This is a genomic window from Streptosporangium sp. NPDC000095 (assembly GCF_042899335.1).
Lineage (GTDB): Bacteria > Actinomycetota > Actinomycetes > Streptosporangiales > Streptosporangiaceae > Streptosporangium.
In genome coordinates this window covers 23,654-43,905 of the sequence record NZ_JBIAZS010000009.1, presented here as the reverse complement: position 1 = coordinate 43,905, position 20,252 = coordinate 23,654, and the positions used below count along the sequence as shown (strand labels likewise).

Sequence of the window (20,252 nt, the reverse complement as noted above, 5' to 3'; positions counted from 1 at the left end):
ACGTTCCCCGGAGGGTCGGGGGTCTGACTACTCGACCACCAGGTTGACCGGGATGTTGCCCCGGGTGGCGTTGGAGTAGGGGCAGACCTGGTGGGCGGCCTCCACGAGGGCGGTGCCGGCCTCCCCGTGCAACTCGTCGGGCAGCTCGACGCGCAGCGTCACGGCGAGCGCGAAGCCCTCACCCTCGGGGACGAGGCCCACCTCGGCGGTCACCGAGGCCTCGGACACGTCGGCCTTCCGCCTCCTGCCGATCAGCTGGAGCGCGCTGGCGAAGCAGGCGGCGTATCCGGCCGCGAACAACTGCTCGGGATTGGTGCCCTCGCCGGAACCGCCCAGCTCCTTCGGTGGTGCGAGGGTCACGTCGAGGCGCTTGTCGGACGAGACCGCCCGTCCCTCTCTGCCGTTGGCGGTGGCGATGGCCGTGTAGATCGTACTCATCGTGATCCCTTCTCGGTTTCGGACAACTTAATTGTGCACAATTAAGTTGATAACAGTCAAGGTCGGTATAATCGAGACGTGAAGATCACCGTCGAGAATCTGGTCTGCTTCGACGTGCACGCCGCCTCTCGCGCCCTGGACGCCGTCTACCGCAGGGTGCTGGGCGAGCTCGGCCTGACCTACCCGCAGTACCTGGTCATGATGGTGCTCTGGGAGCGCGAGCCGGTGACGGTCAAGGAGCTCGGCGTGAGGCTGCGGCTCGACTCGGGCACCCTGTCCCCGCTGCTGAAGAGGCTGGAGGCGGCCGGCCTGGTGCGTCGCGAGCGCAGCACGGAGGACGAACGATCGGTGCTGGTGCGGCTCACCGACGAGGGTGGCAGGCTGGGGGAGCGGGCGTGCGACGTCCCCGCCCGGATCTTCGAGGCCGCCGGTCTCGCCCCCGTCGAGGTCCTGGACCTGCAGCGGACCCTGCGCCGTCTCGTCGCCTCCCTCGACGAGTCGGCGCGATGACCACGGCCGACGACGTACGCCGCGTCGCCCTGGCGCTGCCCAGGACCGAGGAGAGAATCGTCAGGGACCGGGCGACCTTCCGGGTGGGCCGGATCGTCTACGCCGCGATCTCGCCGGACGAGACCTCGATGGGTTTCGCCTTCCCCAAGGAGGAGCGGGCCGCGCTGGTGGCGGCCGAGCCGGAGAAGTTCCACATGCCCCGGCCCTCCGACGAGCGTTACCACTGGGTGCGGGTGTGGCTCGCGGCGATCGACGAAGCCGAGACGCGCGAGATCGTCGAGGAGGCGTGGCGGATGGTCGCCCCCAAAAGGCTCGCGGCCGCTCATCTCGGAGAGCCGGTGATCAGGAAGTCCCGCTGAGGTGGACCTCCCGGGCCAGCTTCGTCGTCTGGGCGGTGGAGCGCTGCCAGGTGCTTCCCGCGGGGTGGGCGGTCAGCAGGACCACGATCCAGCGCTCCTTGGGGCCGACGAGCCCTGTGGTGTGCAGGACCGGGCGTCCCAGGTCGGGGACCGGCCCTGAGCGGGCGGGGACGACCCGTGCGGTGACCATGGACTCGGTGGAGGTGGAGGTCGCGGGGTGGGTGGCGGACGCGGGGGCCGCCGAGGCCGAAGGCAGGGGGGTGGGAGCGGTCGCCGGGCGGCAGCGGATCGGGGGCGTGGAGCCGTACCCCGACCAGCCCTGTTTGACCGCCCACGGCCCGCGCACCGCGCGGGGGATGCCGAAGTACTGGTCGAAACCGTCGGAGCCGCACTGCCCCGACCTGCGCAGGTGGCCCAGGATCAGGCCGCCGACCTTGGGGTCGGCCTGGTCGAGCAGGTAGCGGTAGGTCGTGGCGACGTCCATCGCGCTGAGTGAGGTGTAGCCCCAGAAGCCCGGTTTGTCGGCCGGCGGGGGAGCGGTGTCGGTGAGCCGCAGCTTGCGCGCCATCCGCTGGACGATCTTTCCCTGACCGCCCCGGGTCCAGAAGGACGTCGCGGCACCGTCGTCGCTCACTCGCAGCATGGCCTTCAGCAGCGCGAGGTCCCGCTGGGGAACGCTCTTGCGCGACTCCAGGTAGTCGATCGCGATGAGGATCTTCACCACCGACGCCGATCGGAACCTCCGGTGCGCGTTGCGGTACTCGGTCACCTTCGCCGTCTGCCGGTCGAAGACCACGTACCCGGCCGTCACCCCCGGTGGGATGTTCGGCTTGCCGGGGGCGGCGGCCGAGGCCGGAGTGGTGGTGGCGATGAGCGGGAGGGCCATCGCGAGAGCTGCCAGAAAACGCGTCACGGGACAAATGCCTACCAGATCCCGATGTCGACGTCAGGAAGACGTCCGCGATGGGCTGACTCCCGAGATATAACCAACTAAACATGTAGAGATTAAGGGGTTTGGTGTTATTGTCGTCGCATGTCGGCAGTTCCCCTGCATCTCGCCGTCGCATTCGACGGCGCCGGATGGCACCCCGCGGCCTGGCGTGACCCCGCCGCCTCCCCGAAAGCCCTGTTCACCGCCGCCTACTGGGCCGCCCTGGTGGCCGAGGCCGAGCACGGCCTCCTCGATTTCGTCACCATCGAGGACTCCTTCGCCCTGCAGACCACGCTCCTGGACGGGCACGACGGCCGCACCGACCAGGTGCGCGGGCGTCTCGACGCCGCCCTCGTCGCCTCCAGGATCGCCCCGCTGACGAGCAGGATCGGGCTGGTGCCCACGGTCACCACCACGCACACCGAGCCCTTCCACGTCGCGAGCTCCATCGCCACCCTCGACTACGTCAGCTCCGGGCGGGCCGGATGGCGCGCACAGATCTCCGGGCGCCACACCGAGGCCGCCCACTTCGGCCGCCGGGAGGTTCCCGTGCTGACGAAGGAGAGCCTCGGCGACATCGACAGGGCACCCCTGGTGCGGGAACTGTTCGGTGACGCCGCCGAAGCCGTCGAGGCGGTGCGGCGTCTGTGGGACAGCTGGGAGGACGACGCGGTCATCCGCGACGTGGCCACCGGCCGATTCGTCGACCGCGACAGACTCCACTACGTCGACTTCGAGGGCGAGCACTTCACCGTGAAGGGGCCCTCCATCGTGCCGCGACCGCCCCAGGGGCAGCCGCTCGTCACCACACTGGCACACTCCCGGCTGCCGTACGAGTTCGCCGCGCGCGGCGCCGACATCGTCCACGTCACGCCGCACGACACCGAGCAGGCGCGGGCCATCGTGGCGGAGGTGCGCGAGGTCGCGGAAGAGGTGCGCGACCCGGACACCGAGAGACTGAAGATCTTCGCGGACCTCGTCGTGTTCCTGGGAGAGGACGGGAGCGACGCCCGCGAGCGCGGTGCCCGGCTCGACGAGCTAGACGGTGCCGCCTACACCTCCGACGCCGCGATCTTCACCGGCACGCCCGGCGAGCTCGCCGACCTCCTGCTGGAATGGCGCGCGGCCGGCCTGGAGGGTTTCAGGCTGCGGCCCGCCGTGCTGCCGACCGACCTGAACGCGATCACGCGCGGCCTGGTGCCCGAGCTCCAGGGACGCGGCGCCTTCCGCCGCGCGTACGAGGCCGACACCCTCCGCGGTCATCTCCACCTGCCCCGACCCGCCGGCCGCTACGCAGGGAGCCGACGATGAAGCAGATCATCCTCGCCGCCCACTTCCCGGGCGTGAACAACCACACGGTCTGGAGCGATCCCGCCTCGGGCAGCCAGATCGACTTCGCCTCCTTCGCCCACCTGGCGCGGACCGCCGAGCGCGGGAAGTTCGACTTCTTCTTCCTCGCCGACGGGCAGCGGCTCCGCGAACAGCGCGGGAAGATCCACGACCTCGACGTGGTCGGCCGCCCCGACTCGCTCACCGTGCTCTCCGGTCTGGCCGCGGTCACCGACCACCTCGGCCTGGCCGGGACGATCAACGCCACCTTCAACGAGCCGTACGAGCTCGCCCGCAAGCTCGCCACCCTCGACCACCTGTCCGGAGGCCGGGCCGGGTGGAACGTCGTCACCTCCTCCGACGCCTTCACCGGGGAGAACTTCCGCCGGGGCGGTTTCCTGGAGTACGCGCGGCGCTACGAGCGAGCCGAGGAGTTCGTGCGGACCGTCAACGAACTCTGGGACTCCTGGGCGGCCGACGACCTCGTCGCCGACCCGGCGGCCGGCACGTTCGCCAGGCCGGACGCGGGGGAGTTCGCCCACCGGGGTACCCACTTCGACATCGGCGGCCACTTCACCGTGCCGCGCAGCCCGCAGGGCCGTCCGCTGACCATCCAGGCGGGCGACTCCGAGGGCGGCAGGGCCTTCGCGGCGGCCACCGCCGACGCGATCTTCTCCCGGCACAGCCGGCTCCAGGAGGGGCAGGCCTTCTACCGGGACATCAAGTCAAGGCTGGCCGCGCACGGCCGGTCGCCCGACTCCCTGAAGATCCTTCCCGGTGCCACGTTCGCGCTCGGCGACACCGACGCCGAGGCACAGGAGAACGCCGACCACATCCGCCGCCAGCAGGTCAGCCCGCAGACCGCGATCCTGCTGCTGGAGCAACTGTGGAACCGTGACCTGTCGGCCTACGACCCCGAGGGACCGCTGCCCGAGATCGACCCTGACGTCTCCGAGGACTCGATCATCAAGGGCCGGACCCGGTTGTCCCGCGATCCGCTCAAGACGGCGGCGGAGTGGCGGGCCCTGGCCGAGTCCAAGAAGCTCGGTATCCGCGACCTGATCATCGAGGTGACCGGCAGGCAGTCCTTCATCGGCTCGCCCTCGCGCGTCGCCGAGGAGATCAACGAGTTCGTGCAGAACGACGCCTCCGACGGGTTCATCCTGGTGCCGCACCTCACCCCCGGCGGCCTGGACGCCTTCGTCGACACGGTCGTCCCCCTGCTGCAGGAGCGCGGGGTCTTCCGTGCCGAGTACGAGACCACCACGCTGCGCGGTCACCTGGGCCTGGAGAACGAACGATGAAATTTCTGGCGATCACCCTGATTGTCCATGGCCCCGACCCCATCACCGGTGAGCTCAAGTCGACCAACGCGCGCCTGCGCGAGGTCGTCGAGAACGCCGTGCTGGCCGAGGAGCTCGGGTTCGACGGTTTCGGCGTCGGGGAGCGGCACGAGCGCCCGTTCATCTCCTCGTCCCCGCCGGTCGTGCTCAGCCACATCGCGGCCAGGACGTCGACGATCAGGCTGTTCACCGCGGTCACCACGCTGAGCCTGCTGGACCCCGTACGGGCTTACGAGGACTACGCCACCCTCGACCACCTCTCCGACGGCCGCCTGGAACTCATCATCGGCAAGGGCAACGGCGCCGCGCAGGCCCAGTTGTTCCACGTGACCGGCGAAGACCAGTGGGAGCGCAACCGGGAGGGCTACGAGCTGTTCCGCCGCCTGTGGCGGGAGGACAAGGTCACCTGGTCGGGGAGGTTCCGGCCGTCCCTGACCGACGCGGAGACCTGGCCGCGCCCGCTGCAGCGCCCCGTCCGCGTCTGGCACGGCAGCGCCACCAGCAAGGAGTCGGTGGAGCTCGCCGCCCTGTACGGCGACCCGCTCTTCTCCGCCAACGTCAGCAACCCGGTCGAGCCGTACGCCGAGCTGGTCCGCCACTACCGGGAACGCTGGGAGTTCCACGGTCACGACCCCGCCGACGCCCTGGTGGGCGCGGGCACCGCGGGCTACTACGCGACCAGGAGGTCCCAGGACGCGATCGACACCTACCGGCCGATCTTCAACGCGAGGCTGGAGCTGTTCAGGAAGGTCGGGGTGGACCCGGTCTTCCACACCCTGGAGGACGCGATCGAGCGCAGCTCGATCCTGGTCGGCAGCCCGCAGCAGATCATCGACAAGGTCCACCGCTACCACGAGCGGCTCGGGCACGAGGTCATGCACCTGCACGCCGACGCGGACGGCCTCACCGACAAGCAGCACCGGACGGCCCTGGAACTCTTCCAGAGCGACATCGCCCCCGTGCTGCGCGCGGAGATCCCCAGCAGGCCGTTCCCCGGCCAGGTGGGCTCCGAGCCGGGGAGTCCGGGGCCCGGGAGTCCGGGCACGGAAAGCCCACGACACGAGAGCCCGGCCTCCGAGGCTTCCCGCCCCGAGGGCCCGACCTCCGGGAACTCACAGCGTGAGGAGGTGCGGTCATGACCGCCCTGTCGATCCTCGACCTCGCTCCCATCCCCTCCGGTGGCACCGCCGGCGAGGCGCTGCGCAACACCCTGGACCTGGCCCGGCGGGCCGAGGAGTTCGGCTACCTCCGCTACTGGGTGGCCGAGCACCACCTCGCGCCCGGTGTCGCCAGTGCCGCCCCCGCCGTGCTCATCGGCCTGGTGGCCGCCGCGACCAGCACGATCAGGGTCGGCTCGGGAGCCGTCCAGGTCGGTCACCAGACCGCGCTGTCGGTGGTCGAGCAGTTCGGTCTCGTCGACGCGCTCTACCCGGGCCGTATCGACCTCGGCCTGGGCCGGTCGGGTCAGCGCGGGGCCGAACTTCGCGCGAGCGTCGAGTTCTCGGAATCGGAGAAGACCCCGCCTCCGCCGACGCCCGCCAGGGTCGTGGACGGGCTGCTCATCCCCGAGCCCTTCTCCTTCACGGCGCTGGTGAAGTCGCCGCTGTTCTCGCTGTACGGCGCGTTGCTGCAGCAGCCGGGTGCGCGAAGCCCCGACTTCGCCGACCAGGTCGACGAGATCGCGGCTCTGCTGGCCGGGACGTACCGTTCCCCCGAGGGGGTGGCCGCGCACGCCGTGCCGGGCGAGGGCGCGGACCTGAGCCTGTGGATCCTGGGCAGCAGCGGCGGGCAGAGCGCCCAGGTGGCGGGGGAGCGGGGACTGCCGTTCGCGGCGAACTACCACGTCAGCCCGTCCGGGGTGCTGGACGCCGCGCAGGCGTATCGGGAGGCGTTCAAGCCCTCGGAGGTGCTCGGCGAGCCCTACCTGATCGTCTCGGCCGACGTCGTCGTGGCGGAGGACGACGAGACGGCGAGGGAGCTCGCCGTCTCGTACGGGCTCTGGGTCCGCAGTATCCGCAACGGCACCGGGGCGATCCCGTTCCCGACTCCGGCCGAGGCCGCCGCCCACGAGTGGACGCAGGAGGACATCGCACTGGTCGCCGACCGGATCGCCACCCAGTTCGTCGGCTCTCCGCGGACCGTCGCGGAGAAGCTGCGCGTGCTGCGCGACGTCACCGGCGCCGACGAGTTGCTCATCACCACCATCACCCACGACCACGCCGACCGGGTCCGCTCCTACGAGTTGCTCGCCGCGGAATGGGAAGGAGGCGTCGTCACGGACTGAGCCCGTGTCATCCACGTCATCTCCGGCACCCGGCGGTCACCGCCGGGTGCCGGAGCTTTTCCGGGAGTCTTCTGTGAGCAGATCTGCAGCGTCTCATTGATGCCTAGCGTCCTAGTGACCAGCACGTTTGCGCTTTGTAGTCGCTTGAGTCGCGTAGGTACGGTCCCCGCCATGTTGATGGCGTTCTTCTCTTCTGCCACCTGGGAGTCGTGGGGGCTATCGAGCCAACCGGTCATCCCGGACCGGATGCCGATCTTGCTTGACGACGACCTTATCTTCGAGGACTCGGCTGGCCCTCGCGTCACGACCGTGATCAACAGGTGGGCCCAGGAACTCCCGGCGAACGGCTGCCCGGCCCCGAACTCCCGGGAAACCTACGTTCGCGTTGTGCGGGACGGGACGCTCTTCCTGGCCGACCGGGGCATCCAACTCTTCAGCAGCCGCAACGAGTTGCGACATGGTCTGAGCACCTACGCGGTACACCGCGCGTGCGGTCCGCTGAAGGAACGGTTCGCCGCATCCACCTGGAACCAGCACATGAGCATCCTGTCTCTGTTCTATGGGTGGGCCGAGGGCGAAGAGCTCACGACTGCGGTGCCGTTCACCTACAAGCAGGCCGTCACGGCGTATGGCGACCAGGTGCGCCCGCAGTCGGTGAACCTCTCCAAGCGAGGGATGCCAAAGCCCCACGTGACGATGGGTTCGGTCCGCGATGGAGCCAGCAGGGGTGCCCGCTGGTCGTTGTCGGGTTTGGCCCTTGGTCACTCTTGGGATCGTGGCTGTGCAAGTCCGTGATGAGCTCGACGACCAAGCGTCGGCCGTCATGGCGAACAGATCGTCGTCACTCGCTTCCAGCCGCTTCAGCAGCTTGCCCGGGCGTGGGGATCACCCTCATGTACCGGGCGACAGAGGTCGTGCAGTACATGAGGATGCCGCCCGCAAGACGAGATCCGGCCCTTAGTCCTGCACGGGGTCGGGGCAGCTTCTCTCCGGCAGTTCCCCGGAGAGGGCTGTGCGTTCGTCGGCCGTGAGCTCCCGGCCAACGACACCGCAGAGGTGTTCCTTCCAGAGCCTGGGGTCGATTCGGAAGAGTGTCAACATGCTTCCGGGGCTGGACGGGTCGTCCAGATCACCCTTCACCGGCATGCTCAGCAGGGTCCTGCCGTCTTTGGTGGCGTCCAGGAATCGCTGGATCTTCGAGAACACGAAGGTGTCCCGATGCTCGGGATCGTCGGCCCGGAGACGGACCATTGTGCTCTCGTAGGCGAGGAAGAGTCCGGATCCGCCAGAGGACCCCATGGTCCAGCGATGCGGCTCGAGCGGTCCGAACGGCCCCAGCACCTTTCTCGGCGGTGCCCCCTTCTCCACGGACCAGATTTCGACGATCCTGCCGATGGTGAGCACCGCCATGTAGCGCGTGTCCGGCAGGTACTTCGCAGTGAGCAGGTCCTCGGCGAGGCGGATGCGTTGTTTCCTGTCCTCCCTTCCCGTGCGCAGGTCGATGGTGTGTACGTAGGGCTCTCCCTGCACACTCACCGTGACATATGCCGGGTCCGGATGGCCCCCCATGGTGAAGAACGGGGCCTCGGCGCTACTGAGCCCGAGGCTGGGAAGTTTCACGGCGGACGAGAGTCGGCGCCCTTGTTGTGCGTCCCAGTACTCGAGAACCGAACCTGACAAGGTGACCACCCTGTCGTCGCTCTGGAACATGATGCCGATCGTGCCCGGTTTTCCGGTCGCCTCGTCGAGGGGCGGCGCGGACACGGCGAATTGGCTGAGTCGACGCAGGGAGGGCAGGGCGCGGACCGTGATCCTGTTGTGGTCCGAGACATCCGCCACCAGGGTTTCCTCCTTGTCGGTGACAAGGGGCTGCTCCTCGGTGGGCGGTGTTCCGGGAGTCTCGGCCTGGGCTAGCGTGCGGGCCCCGGGCCTCGTCTCCACGATGCGGAGCGCTTTGCCGCCGTCGCTGCGGACCAGCATCCGGTCACCGTCACCGAGCAGCACCGGATACCCGTGTGCCGGCCTGGAGGGACCGACGGACATGCTGACGCCCGTGACCGTGCGGCCCTCGGCGAACGGCATCACGGTTTCCGACCCGGACGTCAGGAGGGGCAGGCGTTCGACGCCGATCGAAGTGGAGAGTTGCTGACGGGGCGTCAGCCGTTCGGGCGCCGCGTCACCGTGGATCGCGATACGGGACCAGTCACCCGAGTCGGCCCCTTGGACGACGAAGTAGCGGCTGGTGGTGTCGAACTCCGGTTTCTGGCAGGACAACTGTTTGAGCCCTTGGCCGCGGAGGATTCTGCCGTCCGACACCCGGATGGCTTGGTAAAGGCGGACGTTCTTCCCCTTCTTCTGGCAGACGACAGCCGTTCTCCCATCCCAGGAGACCTCGGGAATGGAGTAGAAGTCATGGGCCAGTTCACGGACAGACCCGGTGGCGACATCGATGGCCAGCAGAGAGGAGCGCTCTCCCCCTCCCGATTCGAATTTGAGACCCTTCCACGCGACCAGGGTTCCGCTGTCCGCGCCGAACCAGATCCAGCGCACGTCGGTGATGGACCCCGGTACTTCGTGAGGACGGCCGCTGGAGAGATCCCACACCAGGAGGGGCAGTCCTTCGGACATCTGGGAGGCCTCCACCAGGAACCGCGAGTCGGGAGAGAACCTGGATCTTTTGACTGCGAGGATGGCGCCTTCCTTGTTCCGTGCCTGTGCGTGCCGGAGCAGGTGGGCCGGGCCTGCCAGGTGCTTCCCGGAAGTGGTCACTTCGTGCCAGGCGAGGAGCCCGTCGGCTTCGCGTAGGTAGGCGATTCTCCGGCCGTCGCCGCTCACCTGAGGGTTGCGGACTCTTCCGCGCAGCCGCAGGTTCTCCTGTCGCACTCGTCCGTCGTCGGAGCGGAGGAACAGGGTCGCGCGGCCGCCCACGGTGGTTACCAGGGTCACCTTGCCGTCCGCGCTCATACTCGCCTGGTCGATGTTGGAATCCAGTCCGGACAGGACCCAACTTGCCTTCATCATTTCCGAGTACCGTCGCATCAACGCGTTGCGGGCCTCCTGCGTCGGGGAGGTGTCGTAGCCCGCGATTGCGGCCAGAGCGGCCTGGGCAGGGTTGGTCTCGGCCAGTTCGTCCGCCTGCACTGCCAGCGTCCTGGACCGGCCTTCCGCTGCCCGTTCCCTGCTCACCTGGGACGCCTGGGCGAAGAAGACGCTCAATGTGGCGATGATTGCCATAGCGAGGCTGCCGGCCGCCCATGCCCATCGGATGCGCCTCTGCCAGGCACGGCGCTGTTGTTCCAACGCGCGGCGTCTCCGGTCTGCGAGATCGAGGAAGTCGGTCTCAGCCGCCGCCAGTTCGTCGGCGCGCCCCGCGAGGCGGCTCTCGAGAGAGGCGAGATGGGCACCTCGTGGCAGGAGCTCGTCGGCACAGCCTTCTCTCTCCCAGCGTTCCCGGTCATGCTGCAACTCCGTGCGCGCGGCGAGGAAGTCCCGGTCCTCGCGCACCACTTCGGACAGAGTAGGCCAGGCCGTGATGAGGGCCTCATGGGCGAGTTCCACACTCTCCGGCACTCCGGCCCCGCCGTGGAGCACCAGCAGACGCTCGTCCTTCCCGGCGAACAGCACGGCCAGGCGCCAGCGCTGCTCGCCGGCCTCCGCACGGGTCAGCACCCGCCGCAGTGCGGGTGCGCCGCTGCCCGGCACCACTCGCACCAGTCCGGCGAGGAGCCGTCGCGCGTGCGTGATGGTTTCCGTGGGGTCAGGGGTCTCCGGGGTGTCTGCGGGGTCCGGGGAGCCGGTCTCGGTCACGGACAGGACGTATTTCCGCCATGCCTCCTCCGCGTGCCTGCGCAGTGCGCCGGAGACGCCGCCGGCCCTCTCGTACGCGTCGACCCTAAGGCGGCCGCCCGACTGTTCCTCCCACAGGTGCCGCAGGACGAAGGAGAGCAGGGGGAGGGCACCGGGCTCGCTGCCGGCGTCCTCGAGGATGCGGCGGGCCAGCCCCGGTTCATAGGAGACGCCGGGGACGCGGTCCACGGGGCAGGTGATGACGGCGTGCAGCTGCTCCCGGGTCATCGGGGTCAGCGGCAGGAGGGCTCCCCGTTTCAGCACCGGGCCGAGGTGCTCGTGGCTGAGGACTGCGTCAATGAAGTCGGCGCGCAGAGTGAGCAGCACCCGCATCCCGGCGGTGCGTCGGGCGGGGAAAAGTACCGACAAGAGGGCCGTGAGGTCCCCCTCGGGCAGGTCGAGAAGAGCCTCGGCCTGGTCCAGTACGACGAGGAGGTCGGTGGTGGCACTGCCGGTGAGCCGGTGGACGGTGTCTGCGAGGCCCGCCCCGGTCAGCCAGGTCACGACCCGCTCGACGCCGATGGCGCGCGGGGGCCCGAACCGTTCCTGGCGTGCCAGTTCGAGGAGCTCGACCGCCAGGGCGCCCACCGGACGGGAGGTGCGGCCGCAGTTGACGACCACCACCTCGTGGCCGGCACGGCGCATCACGGGCGCCACCCCCGCGAGGGCGAGAGAGGATTTGCCGCACCCGGAGGGCCCGCACAAGGTCACCGCCGCGTGGTCACCGCGCAGTGCCCTGACCACGGTCTCCGTGTCCTCCCCACGACCGAAGAAGACATCGGCGTCCTCCTCGCGGAAGGGCTCCAGGCCACGGAAAGGCGTCGGGACCAGGAACGCCTCGGCGAGAGCAGGGATCTCGTCGGCGAGTGCCCCGAGATGCAGCATGTACGCCTGCTGGTCGTCGCGTGCCGGCTCCGCGGCCACGATCATGCCGACGACGGCGCCGAGGGCGTTGTCCCAGACCGGGCTGCCGCTGAACCCGCCGGTGACACGGACCGTCTGGCCATCGGCCCGGGACAGCTGTACCCAGCCCTTCCCAGCAGGGCCGAGGAGACTGCCCCGCTGCCACACGGGCCGGTCGGAGGCCCCGGTGAAGCCTACGATGCGGGACCCGTGTTCCCACAGGCGCCGGGACAGGCTGGTGGGCAGCGGCCTCGCCCCCGGTGCCGGTGCGAGTAGACGAAGCACGGCCACATCGCCGCCCCGGTCCTCCCGGATCGGCACCCAGTGCGCCACCTCTGCTTCGATGTCATACCCCGGGACTCCCGGCCCTGCGAGGAGCGGCAGATCGAGGGCGACACGGGCGCCGACAAGCACCTCGGCGTCGCGGGGCTTCCCGAGCGCGTCGCACACCACATGGGCGCAGGTGAGGACCAGCCCGTCGCCGACGAGGAATCCGGTACCGGCAGAGTCGCCGTGCCCGTCACGGAGGCGGACCGTCCCGGCGGCGAGGATGGTGTCGGCGTCCTCGTGTTCGCCGTGCCCGGCCCCGGCCCCGGTTCGGCCGGATTCGTCCTGGTCGTACACAGGGCCTCCTCGGAACGGTAAGGAGAGCGGGAGGGGGCTGGCAATGCGCAGACGGATCCCGGCCTGACCCGCGCGACTCAGCCGCTGGAGGCGGGGCCACCCGCCGGGCCTCGGCCCGCGGCATCCGGGCCGGGCTCGGTTTCCGGCACCGCGTCCGAACCGGCGGGGCTGCTGTGCCAGGTGAGGCTGACGGAGAAGTTGGCCTCCGCAGAGGAGCCCGCGATGAGGACCTTCGCGTCGGCGGAGAGCGACATGCCGAATTCCAGGGTCGCCTCGTCAGGCGACCGGAGCATGCCACGGCAGCGGCCGACGAAGGCGTCCGCGACCGGCCGTACGACATCCAGCATCTGTTCCAGGGACTGCTCGGCCCGGATGATGGCACGGCTGCCGCGTCCGACGCGCACGACGTCCTCTTCGCGGTTGTTCACCTGCACTCGTACGACCTCGCCGCCGCTCCCCAGCGGCACTTCGACTGTGTACAGGGCTTGACCTTCAGACAGCGGCATGATGCTCCCGGGTCGTGAACTGAGCCTCTGGGCACCTGAGTTAGGCGGCTCGTAAGGTGCAGGAGAGACTATCGGGGATGTGCACCGGGAGTCACAGGGATGATCGGGGTGGTGTGTTGGCGTCCCGTTGCCCATGCCCAGGATCGGCCGCCGTCCCGTCCAGGCGGAAGCAGCTCCGTGTGCCGCAGTGCACATCCCGCGACGCGAAGGTCATGTGCCGCTTCCTCGCCCAGCTCGTCAGGCACTTCGACCGGAAGGTGCATCTCACCGGGGACCGACACTCGGTCCCCCAATCGTTCCAGCTGACGTAGCACTCCCACGCAGACGTGATCTCACTCACTCAGCCGTACAGGAGAATGAGACAACATGCCTCGCTGTATCGCGACACAGCAGGGACTCCCGACCCTCGCGTAAAGAGACGTGACCTGCGGGGGACACAGTATCTGCCGACACAACGGTCCCGGTGGGAGGTGTCGATAATGGACCGCGGGCTCCGACATCCTCGGTGAGGCGTTCGCACCGAGGGCGTCCGAGATTCGCCGACGGACGAGAACCGAAGAACCGGGTTCGGCGAGGAGTATCTCGTCATCCTGTGGCGATGAGATGTCCGGAAACGACAGGAGCGACAGGAGAAGGAGAAGCGTATGTTCCGGCAGACCAAGGCGTTCAGTGGATTCGCGATGGATGACATCGAGGTGGCAAGGAAGTTCTACGCCGAGAGCCTCGGACTGGAGGTGTCCGAGCAACACGGCATGTTGACCCTGCACCTCGCCGGGGGTGGAAACGTGCTGGTCTATCCGAAGGAGAACCACATCCCGGCCTCGTACACCATCCTCAACTTTCCGGTGGACGACATCGACGCCACCGTCGACAAGCTGGTGGAGCGTGGCGTGATCTTCGAACGGTACGCGGGACTCCCGCAGGACGACAGAGGTGTCATGCGCAAGGAGGGCCCCTTCATCGCGTGGTTCAAGGATCCGGCGGGCAACGTCCTGTCCGTGCTCCAGGAAAGGTGAGCGGTTGAGCGGTTCAGGGAATAATCGCGCCCGGCCCGCCGGGACGGCGGGCCGGGCACGACCTCAGGCGCGTTTGGCGATGGCGGTGATGAAGGGCTGGACGAGCCGCGCGGCGAGCGGGCCGAACGCGGCGAGGATGAGAACGTACGTGGCGGCGAGCGGTCCCAGGTCGGGATGGACCCCGGCGGCCACCGCGAGTCCGGCGATCACGATGTTGAACTCGCCCCGGGGGATGAGCGCGATACCGGCCCGCGCCTGTCCGGCGTTGGCGATGCCCGCCCGGCGGGCGGCGTAGGCGCCGGTGAGCAGTTTCGTGATCATGCTGATCAGGGCGAGCAACGCGGCGAGCCCGGCGACCGGCAGGATCTTGGTCGGGTCGGTCTGCAGGCCGAAGAAGACGAAGAACACCGCGGCGAACAGGTCGCGGAGCGGGGTGAGCAGCGCCTGCGCGTCCTCGGCCAGCTCACCCGAGAGCGCGATCCCGACGAGGAAGGCGCCGACCGCGGCCGAGACCTGCAGCTGCTGCGCCACTCCGGCGACCAGCAGCGCGAGGCCGACGACCTTCAGCAGCAGCACCTCGGAGTTGGGGCTGGAGACGAAGGCCTCGATGAACCTGCCGTAGCGGAGCGCGACCAGCAGCACGACGCTCACCGTGGCGAGCGCGATCGCCACGGTGATAGCGCCACCGGCGAAGCTCACCCCGGCCAGCACCGCGGTGAGGATCGGCAGGTAGATGGCCATCGTCAGGTCTTCGAAGACCAGCAGCGACAGCACCACCGGTGTCTCGCGGTTACCGATCCATCCCAGGTCGGACAGCACCTTCGCGGTGATGCCCGAGGAGGTCGCGTACGTGACGCCGGCCATGGCGATGGCGGCCACCGGACCCCAGCCGAGCAGCAGCGCGGCGATCGCGCCCGGAGCCGCGTTGAGCACCAGGTCGACGACGCCCGCTCGCGCGTTGCCCTTCAGGCTCGTCACGAGCTCGTCGGCGTTGTACTCCAGGCCGAGGGTGAGCAACAGCAGGATCACGCCGAGCTCGGCGCCGACCGCGATGAACTCCTCGCTGGTGGCGAGGGGCAGGATGCCGCCGGTGCCGAAGGCGAGGCCCGCGATGAGATAGAGGGGGATGGGGGATATGCCTGCTTTTAGGGCTAGTGCTCCGAGGATGCCGAGCCCGAGAAGGACAGCGCCGAGCTCAAGGAAAAGGATCGCTGTGTGCACCCGGCGTCCTACCCGCCGGAAAGGATATCGGAGACGGCGGAGGTGCTCTCCGGGCTGCCCACCACGACCACCACGTCGCCCCGGGACAGCATGAAGTCGGGGGCGGGGCTGGCGAAGACCTGACCTTCGCGCACCACGGCCACGATGGAGGCGCCGGTGCGGGTGCGCACGCGCGCGTCACCCATCGGCCGGCCCGCGTACGGGGAGGCGGGCGGGATCGGCAGCTGCATGCTGACCAGACCCTCGACCTCGCGGTGCAGATCGTTGAGGCGCTGCACGATGCGCGGGGCGCCGAGCAACTCGGCGAGCGCGTCGGCCTCCTCGTCGTTCAGCTTGATGGTCTCGCACGCGCGATCAGGATCGTCGGGGTCGTATATCACCAGGTCACGGCGGCCGGTGCGGTGAGTGACGATCCCGATGCGCCTGCCTGAGCGCGTGGTGAACTCGTGTCGCAGTCCTATCCCAGGCAGTGCCGTCTGCTCGACCTCCACCGTGCCAGCTCCTCCGCGTGCGCATGCGTTCTTCCTTTACGGAAAACCTACCAATTCGGGGGCCCTCGACGTACCGGCGGCCTCGGGGCTGGCGACGCACCGGTGGCAATAACATGTATTACCGATTGACTTTATGGGTTATTTGACGCACGATGGGCGGGAACCCAGCCCTCAGCCGTGAGTGAGGTCTTCCGTGTCCGCTCCCGCCGTCGGCGCTGCTCAGGAGAACCCCTCGTGACTCCTCTTCCGAGGCCCGGAGGCACTCGATGAAGTTCCACTGGTTCCTGCCCACCGCCGGTGACAGCCGGGTCCTCACCGGGGGCGGCCACGGCCTCGCCAGAGGTCACGGCCGCTCCGAGGCGGCGGCGTTCCGCTCGCCGGACATCGAATACCTGGCGCAGGTCGCCCGCTCCGCCGAGCAACTCGGCTTCGAGGCGGTCCTCACCCCGACCGGCACCTGGTGCGAGGACGCCTGGCTGGTCACCGCCGCGCTGACCAGGGAGACCGAGCGGCTGAAGTTTCTCGTCGCGTTCCGGCCGGGCTTCATGTCCCCGACGCTGGCCGCGCAGATGGCCTCCACCTACCAGCGGCTCTCGCGTGGCAGGCTCCTGCTCAACGTGGTGACCGGCGGGGAGACCGTCGAACAGGCCAGGTTCGGTGACCACCTGTCCAAGGACGAACGCTACGAGCGCACCGACGAGTTCCTCTCGATCGTGCGCGGAGCGTGGAGTGGCACCCCGTACGACTTCGACGGCACGCACTACCGCGTCGAGGGCGCGATGGTCTCCGAGACGCCGGCCCCCGTCCCGGAGATCTACTTCGGCGGCTCCTCGCAGGCGGCGGGACCGGTCGCGGCCAGGCACGTGGACGTCTACCTCACCTGGGGCGAGCCCCCGGAACAGGTCGCGAGGAAGATCGAGTGGATTCGCGGGCTGGCCGAGGAGCAGGGCCGCAAGCTCCGCTTCGGCATCCGGCTGCACGTGATCACCCGCGACACCGAACGCGACGCCTGGGCGGAGGCCGAGCGGCTGCTGGCCGCCATCGACCCGGCCGACATCGTCTCGGCCAGGAAGCTGCTGGGCCGCAGCGAGTCGGTCGGCCAGAAACGCATGCTGGAACTGCACGAGGGCTTCACCGGTGGCAGCGCCCGCGACCTGGAGATCCACCCGAACCTCTGGGCCGGGGTCGGTCTTGTCAGAGGCGGCGCCGGGACCGCGCTGGTGGGCAGCCACTCCCAGGTCGCCGAGCGGATCGAGGAGTACGCCTCGCTCGGCATCGAGGAGTTCGTCCTGTCCGGCTACCCCCATTTGGAGGAGTCGTACTGGTTTGGTGAGAACGTGCTTCCCCGGTTCGCCGCCGCGCCCGTGTCGAGGTGAGCGCGAGGGCGGTCGTCGCCGGGTTCGCCGACCGGGGCCTGTTTCGCCGGAACGCGACCGGCCGGAAGCGGCCTGGCTGAAACCGGCCCGGTCGAACCCCGGCCTGGCCGAGCCTCGCCTGGGCGGTGATCGGCCGGGACCCGTTCGGTGAGGACTTGTTCGAGCGGGTCAGGTGCGGTCCGGCGGGTCGCCAGGTCGCTGTGTGGAGCGGTGGCGCCTGCGGTAGGCGCGTTGCTGGCAGGCCCGCGAGCAGTAGGCCCGCGGGCGGCCCGCCTCGGCCCGGTCCAGGCTCGTTCCGCACATCACACACGAGGCTCTTTCGTCACGCATTGCATCACGCTCACGAATCAGGGCCTCGACGCCGTCCAGCACGCGCCGCAGGCCGAACTCGAAGGAATCCTCCGGCTCGTCGTAACCGCCCGCCTCCCAGATGTGGGTCAGCGTGGGATAGCGGTGGAGGTTCTCGTACAGGGACGCCCTGGCGCCCCACCACTCCTCCTCGGAGACCCCGGTGTGCCGCTCGACCCTGGCGATCTCCGCGGCCCTCGCCGCCTCGCTGTCCACGAACCGGCCGACGAGGCCCACCACGGCGACCATCTCGGCGGGCTTCAGGCCGCTCTTCGCCACGGTGCTGAGCGCGTACTCGAAGTTGGCGACGGAGTTCGGTCCTGGGATGTGCCGGCTGCCGCGCGCCCCGGCCAGCCAGGGGTGGCGCAGGCGCAGGGCCCAGCCGCGCCGCGCCCACCCCTCGAGCGCCTCGCGCCACCCATATGCCGTGCTCGCCGAGGTTCCCGCCGCCGCGGCGCCCCCGCCCGCCTCGCCCGGCGCCGCTTCCGCCGTGTCCGCCTCGCCTGACGTGCTCCCCGTGTCACCCGCCTCCTGACCCGGTGCGCCACCCGTGCCCGGCGCGGCACCCGGCGTGGTGTCGGCCAGCACCGCGTCGCACATCAACTCGACGAGCTGCGCCTTTCCCGGTACGTGCCGGTAGAGCGACATGCTGGTGAAGCCGAGCCGTTCGCCGACCCGGCGCATCGACAGCGCCTCGATCCCGTCGGCATCGGCGATCTCGACGGCCGCGCGCACGATCGCGTCGACGCTCAGCCCCTGTCTCGGCACGGGCGGCTTTCGCCACAGCAGTTCGACCGTCCGGTCGGGACCCTCCTCGACGGCCACCCCGTCCTCCTTCCGGCTTGACGCTTAGACCAAATATCTGTTTATGCTGTATAACGCTGTTTACATTATAAACGAGGAGTGTTCCTTGAGTGAGCTCTACGTCTCCCCGTCCGGCGACGACGCCTGGCCCGGCACCCAAAGACAACCCCTCGCGAGCCTCGCCCGCGCCCGTGACCTGGCACGCGGCACCGGCGCCGGCACCGTGGTCAACCTGCTGGCGGGCACCCACAGGCTCACCGAAACCTTCCGGCTCACCGAGGCCGACTCGGGCGTGACCTACCGGGCCGCAGGCGAGGCCGTCATCAGCGGGGGCAGGGTGATCACCGGTTGGCAGGAGCGGGACGGCGTGTGGCTGGCCGAGGTCGGCGACCTCGACACCCGGCAGCTCCACGTCGACGGACGCAGGGCCGAACGGGCCGCGATCGACGCGATTCCCGGGAACGTCACCAGAACCGACACGGGTTACGTCACCGACAGCACGGCCCCACAGGGCTGGGAAAACCCCGGCGACGTCGAGTTCGTCCTGCGCGGTGTCTACCCGTGGACCGAGGCCCGCCTCGGTGTCGCCGCCGTCGAGGGTGACGAGCACTCGACCGTCATCACCATGGCCCAGCCCGCCTTCGGCTGGGCGATCGACCTCTACAACTCGGTCGTCCCGTGGGCGGGCATCGAATTCCACGGCCCCGGCCTGCCGACCCGGGTGGAGAACGGCGTGGGCTTCCTGACCGAGCCAGGCACCTTCGCCCTCGACAGGTCCCGCCCCGGCCGCCACGTCCTGCGCTACCGGCCGCGTCCCGGCGAGGATCCCGGGCGGACGGAGGTCGTCGCACCCGTGCTGGAGGAGTTGGTCAACGTCACCGGCGCCCGTGACGTCGCCTTCCTGGGCATCACCTTCGCCGACGCCACCTGGATGCGACCGAGCCGCCCCGAAGGGTTCCTGCACTACCACGGCACCGGCTACTACGACGGCGGCCCCATCGAGAAGGTGTCGTTCGGCGAGGGGGCGTGGGTGACGGTCCCCGGGAAGTCGCTGGAGATCCCCGCGAACGTCGTGTTCGAGGGCGCGGGAGACGTCTCGGTCGAAGACTGCCGTTTCACCGGGCTGGGCGCCACGGCCCTGCGGTTCTCCGGCGACAGCACCGGCATCCTGGTGCGAGGCAACGTGTTCGAGGGCGTCTGCGGCGGCGGGATCTCGATCAGCGGGAGCCGTGGCGCCACGGTCGAGAACAACTGGATCCACGACATCGGCCTGGAGTACTCCGGCTCGCCCGGCATCGCGGTGAGCGCGAGCGAGGACGCCACGATCGCGCACAACCAGGTGAACGACGTCCCGCACTGCGGCATCGTGGCCGGCGTCGGCAAGAGCACCCGCGTCCTGCGCAACCTCACCTTCAACACGCTGAAGGTGCTGGCCGACGGCGGCGGCATTTACCTGTCGGGCCCGCAGGGCGACTCCCACGACAACGGCGCGGTGATCCGAGGCAACATCGTGCGCGACACGCTCACGCCTTACAACTTCGCGCTCTACACCGACTACGGCGCCGCCTGGGTCACCGTCGAGGACAACGCCGTCCAGCGCGCCGACAACACCGCCACCCTGCAGGCATGGCCACCGCTGGAGAATGTCGTCTTCCGGGGCAACGTCTGGGACGCCGACCCCGTGGGCTGGGACGACCCACCGCAGGGCGTCACACTGGAGGACAACGCGACACTCACCGACGAGAAGGACTTCGAGGTCCGTACGGCGGAGATCGCCGCGCGGGCCGGCCTGGAGCCCGGCTACGCCCACCTGCTGGGCCGGTGACCGCCGGGAGACCGTGAGGGGACAGGCGGCGTGCGAGGCGCGGGGGTCGGCCGGACAGGTTCGGGAGGACCGGCCTCGTTCTCCTGAGGCCGCCGAGG

The 20,252-nt window shown here is 69.4% G+C and carries 17 protein-coding genes; 10 read left to right on the top strand and 7 right to left on the bottom strand.

Features of this window, described 5'->3' with window-relative positions; genetic code table 11:
- Positions 1–27 precede the first annotated feature (27 nt).
- Positions 28–438: an organic hydroperoxide resistance protein gene (locus tag ACFY3V_RS20645; RefSeq protein ID WP_350948377.1), complete on the bottom strand. Its 411-nt coding sequence runs from the start codon at positions 436–438 to the stop codon at positions 28–30.
- Between the two features lie 78 nt (positions 439–516).
- Between ACFY3V_RS20645 and ACFY3V_RS20640 the strand changes: the two genes are divergently transcribed.
- Positions 517–948: a MarR family transcriptional regulator gene (locus ACFY3V_RS20640; RefSeq protein ID WP_350948378.1), complete on the top strand. Its 432-nt coding sequence runs from the start codon at positions 517–519 to the stop codon at positions 946–948.
- Positions 945–1,307: an MmcQ/YjbR family DNA-binding protein gene (locus ACFY3V_RS20635; RefSeq protein ID WP_362897196.1), complete on the top strand. Its 363-nt coding sequence runs from the start codon at positions 945–947 to the stop codon at positions 1,305–1,307. The genes ACFY3V_RS20640 and ACFY3V_RS20635 overlap by 4 nt, the downstream gene beginning before the upstream one ends.
- Here the strand turns inward: ACFY3V_RS20635 and ACFY3V_RS20630 are convergent.
- A complete protein-coding gene (locus tag ACFY3V_RS20630) occupies positions 1,291–2,220 on the bottom strand; it encodes a hypothetical protein (protein WP_362897195.1) in 930 nt (309 codons plus the stop codon). The genes ACFY3V_RS20635 and ACFY3V_RS20630 overlap by 17 nt on opposite strands.
- A 120-nt stretch (positions 2,221–2,340) precedes the next feature.
- On the opposite strand from ACFY3V_RS20630, the gene ACFY3V_RS20625 reads away from it, so the two are divergent.
- The 5 genes from ACFY3V_RS20625 to ACFY3V_RS20605 all read left to right on the top strand — a co-directional run bounded on the left by ACFY3V_RS20625 (position 2,341) and on the right by ACFY3V_RS20605 (position 7,989).
- Positions 2,341–3,549, top strand: a complete 1,209-nt coding sequence (locus ACFY3V_RS20625) for an LLM class flavin-dependent oxidoreductase (protein WP_389775375.1) — start codon at positions 2,341–2,343, stop codon at positions 3,547–3,549.
- Positions 3,546–4,871, top strand: a complete 1,326-nt coding sequence (locus ACFY3V_RS20620) for an NtaA/DmoA family FMN-dependent monooxygenase (RefSeq protein WP_389775372.1) — start codon at positions 3,546–3,548, stop codon at positions 4,869–4,871. The genes ACFY3V_RS20625 and ACFY3V_RS20620 overlap by 4 nt, the downstream gene beginning before the upstream one ends.
- Complete coding sequence (locus ACFY3V_RS20615) at positions 4,868–6,049, top strand: LLM class flavin-dependent oxidoreductase (RefSeq protein WP_389775369.1); 1,182 nt, start codon at positions 4,868–4,870, stop codon at positions 6,047–6,049. Before ACFY3V_RS20620 ends, ACFY3V_RS20615 begins: the two co-directional genes overlap by 4 nt.
- Positions 6,046–7,194 carry an LLM class flavin-dependent oxidoreductase gene (locus tag ACFY3V_RS20610; RefSeq protein ID WP_389775366.1) on the top strand — a complete coding sequence of 383 codons (1,149 nt, stop codon included), beginning with the start codon at positions 6,046–6,048 and terminating at the stop codon, positions 7,192–7,194. The genes ACFY3V_RS20615 and ACFY3V_RS20610 overlap by 4 nt, the downstream gene beginning before the upstream one ends.
- 171 nt (positions 7,195–7,365) lie before the next feature.
- Positions 7,366–7,989: a hypothetical protein gene (locus ACFY3V_RS20605; protein WP_389775363.1), complete on the top strand. Its 624-nt coding sequence runs from the start codon at positions 7,366–7,368 to the stop codon at positions 7,987–7,989.
- Positions 7,990–8,151: 162 nt separating this feature from the next.
- On the opposite strand, the gene ACFY3V_RS20600 is transcribed toward ACFY3V_RS20605, so the two are convergent.
- Positions 8,152–12,567 carry a trypsin-like peptidase domain-containing protein gene (locus tag ACFY3V_RS20600; protein ID WP_389775360.1) on the bottom strand — a complete coding sequence of 1,472 codons (4,416 nt, stop codon included), beginning with the start codon at positions 12,565–12,567 and terminating at the stop codon, positions 8,152–8,154.
- Between the two features lie 77 nt (positions 12,568–12,644).
- Entirely contained in the window at positions 12,645–13,034 is a 390-nt protein-coding gene (locus ACFY3V_RS20595; protein ID WP_389775358.1) for a CU044_2847 family protein, read from the bottom strand.
- Between the two features lie 683 nt (positions 13,035–13,717).
- Here ACFY3V_RS20595 and ACFY3V_RS20590 point away from each other — a divergent pair.
- Positions 13,718–14,089 (top strand): VOC family protein, encoded by a 372-nt coding sequence (locus ACFY3V_RS20590; RefSeq protein ID WP_389775355.1) that lies wholly within the window; start codon positions 13,718–13,720, stop codon positions 14,087–14,089.
- Between the two features lie 63 nt (positions 14,090–14,152).
- Here ACFY3V_RS20590 and ACFY3V_RS20585 read toward each other — a convergent pair whose 3' ends face one another.
- On the bottom strand, positions 14,153–15,310 hold the full coding sequence (locus tag ACFY3V_RS20585) for a cation:proton antiporter (RefSeq protein WP_350948385.1): 1,158 nt from the start codon (positions 15,308–15,310) through the stop codon (positions 14,153–14,155).
- 8 nt (positions 15,311–15,318) lie between these two features.
- Positions 15,319–15,801 (bottom strand): cation:proton antiporter regulatory subunit, encoded by a 483-nt coding sequence (locus ACFY3V_RS20580; RefSeq protein ID WP_350948386.1) that lies wholly within the window; start codon positions 15,799–15,801, stop codon positions 15,319–15,321.
- A 266-nt stretch (positions 15,802–16,067) separates the two neighbouring features.
- Between ACFY3V_RS20580 and ACFY3V_RS20575 the strand changes: the two genes are divergently transcribed.
- Positions 16,068–17,177, top strand: coding sequence for an LLM class flavin-dependent oxidoreductase (locus tag ACFY3V_RS20575; RefSeq protein WP_389775351.1), 1,110 nt, complete (start codon positions 16,068–16,070; stop codon positions 17,175–17,177).
- 168 nt (positions 17,178–17,345) lie between these two features.
- On the opposite strand, the gene ACFY3V_RS20570 is transcribed toward ACFY3V_RS20575, so the two are convergent.
- Positions 17,346–18,350: a TetR/AcrR family transcriptional regulator gene (locus ACFY3V_RS20570; protein ID WP_389775348.1), complete on the bottom strand. Its 1,005-nt coding sequence runs from the start codon at positions 18,348–18,350 to the stop codon at positions 17,346–17,348.
- 85 nt (positions 18,351–18,435) lie between these two features.
- Here ACFY3V_RS20570 and ACFY3V_RS20565 point away from each other — a divergent pair, with 85 nt between their 5' ends.
- A complete protein-coding gene (locus ACFY3V_RS20565; RefSeq protein WP_389775346.1) occupies positions 18,436–20,154 on the top strand; it encodes a right-handed parallel beta-helix repeat-containing protein in 1,719 nt (572 codons plus the stop codon).
- The last annotated feature ends 98 nt before the right edge of the window (positions 20,155–20,252 follow it).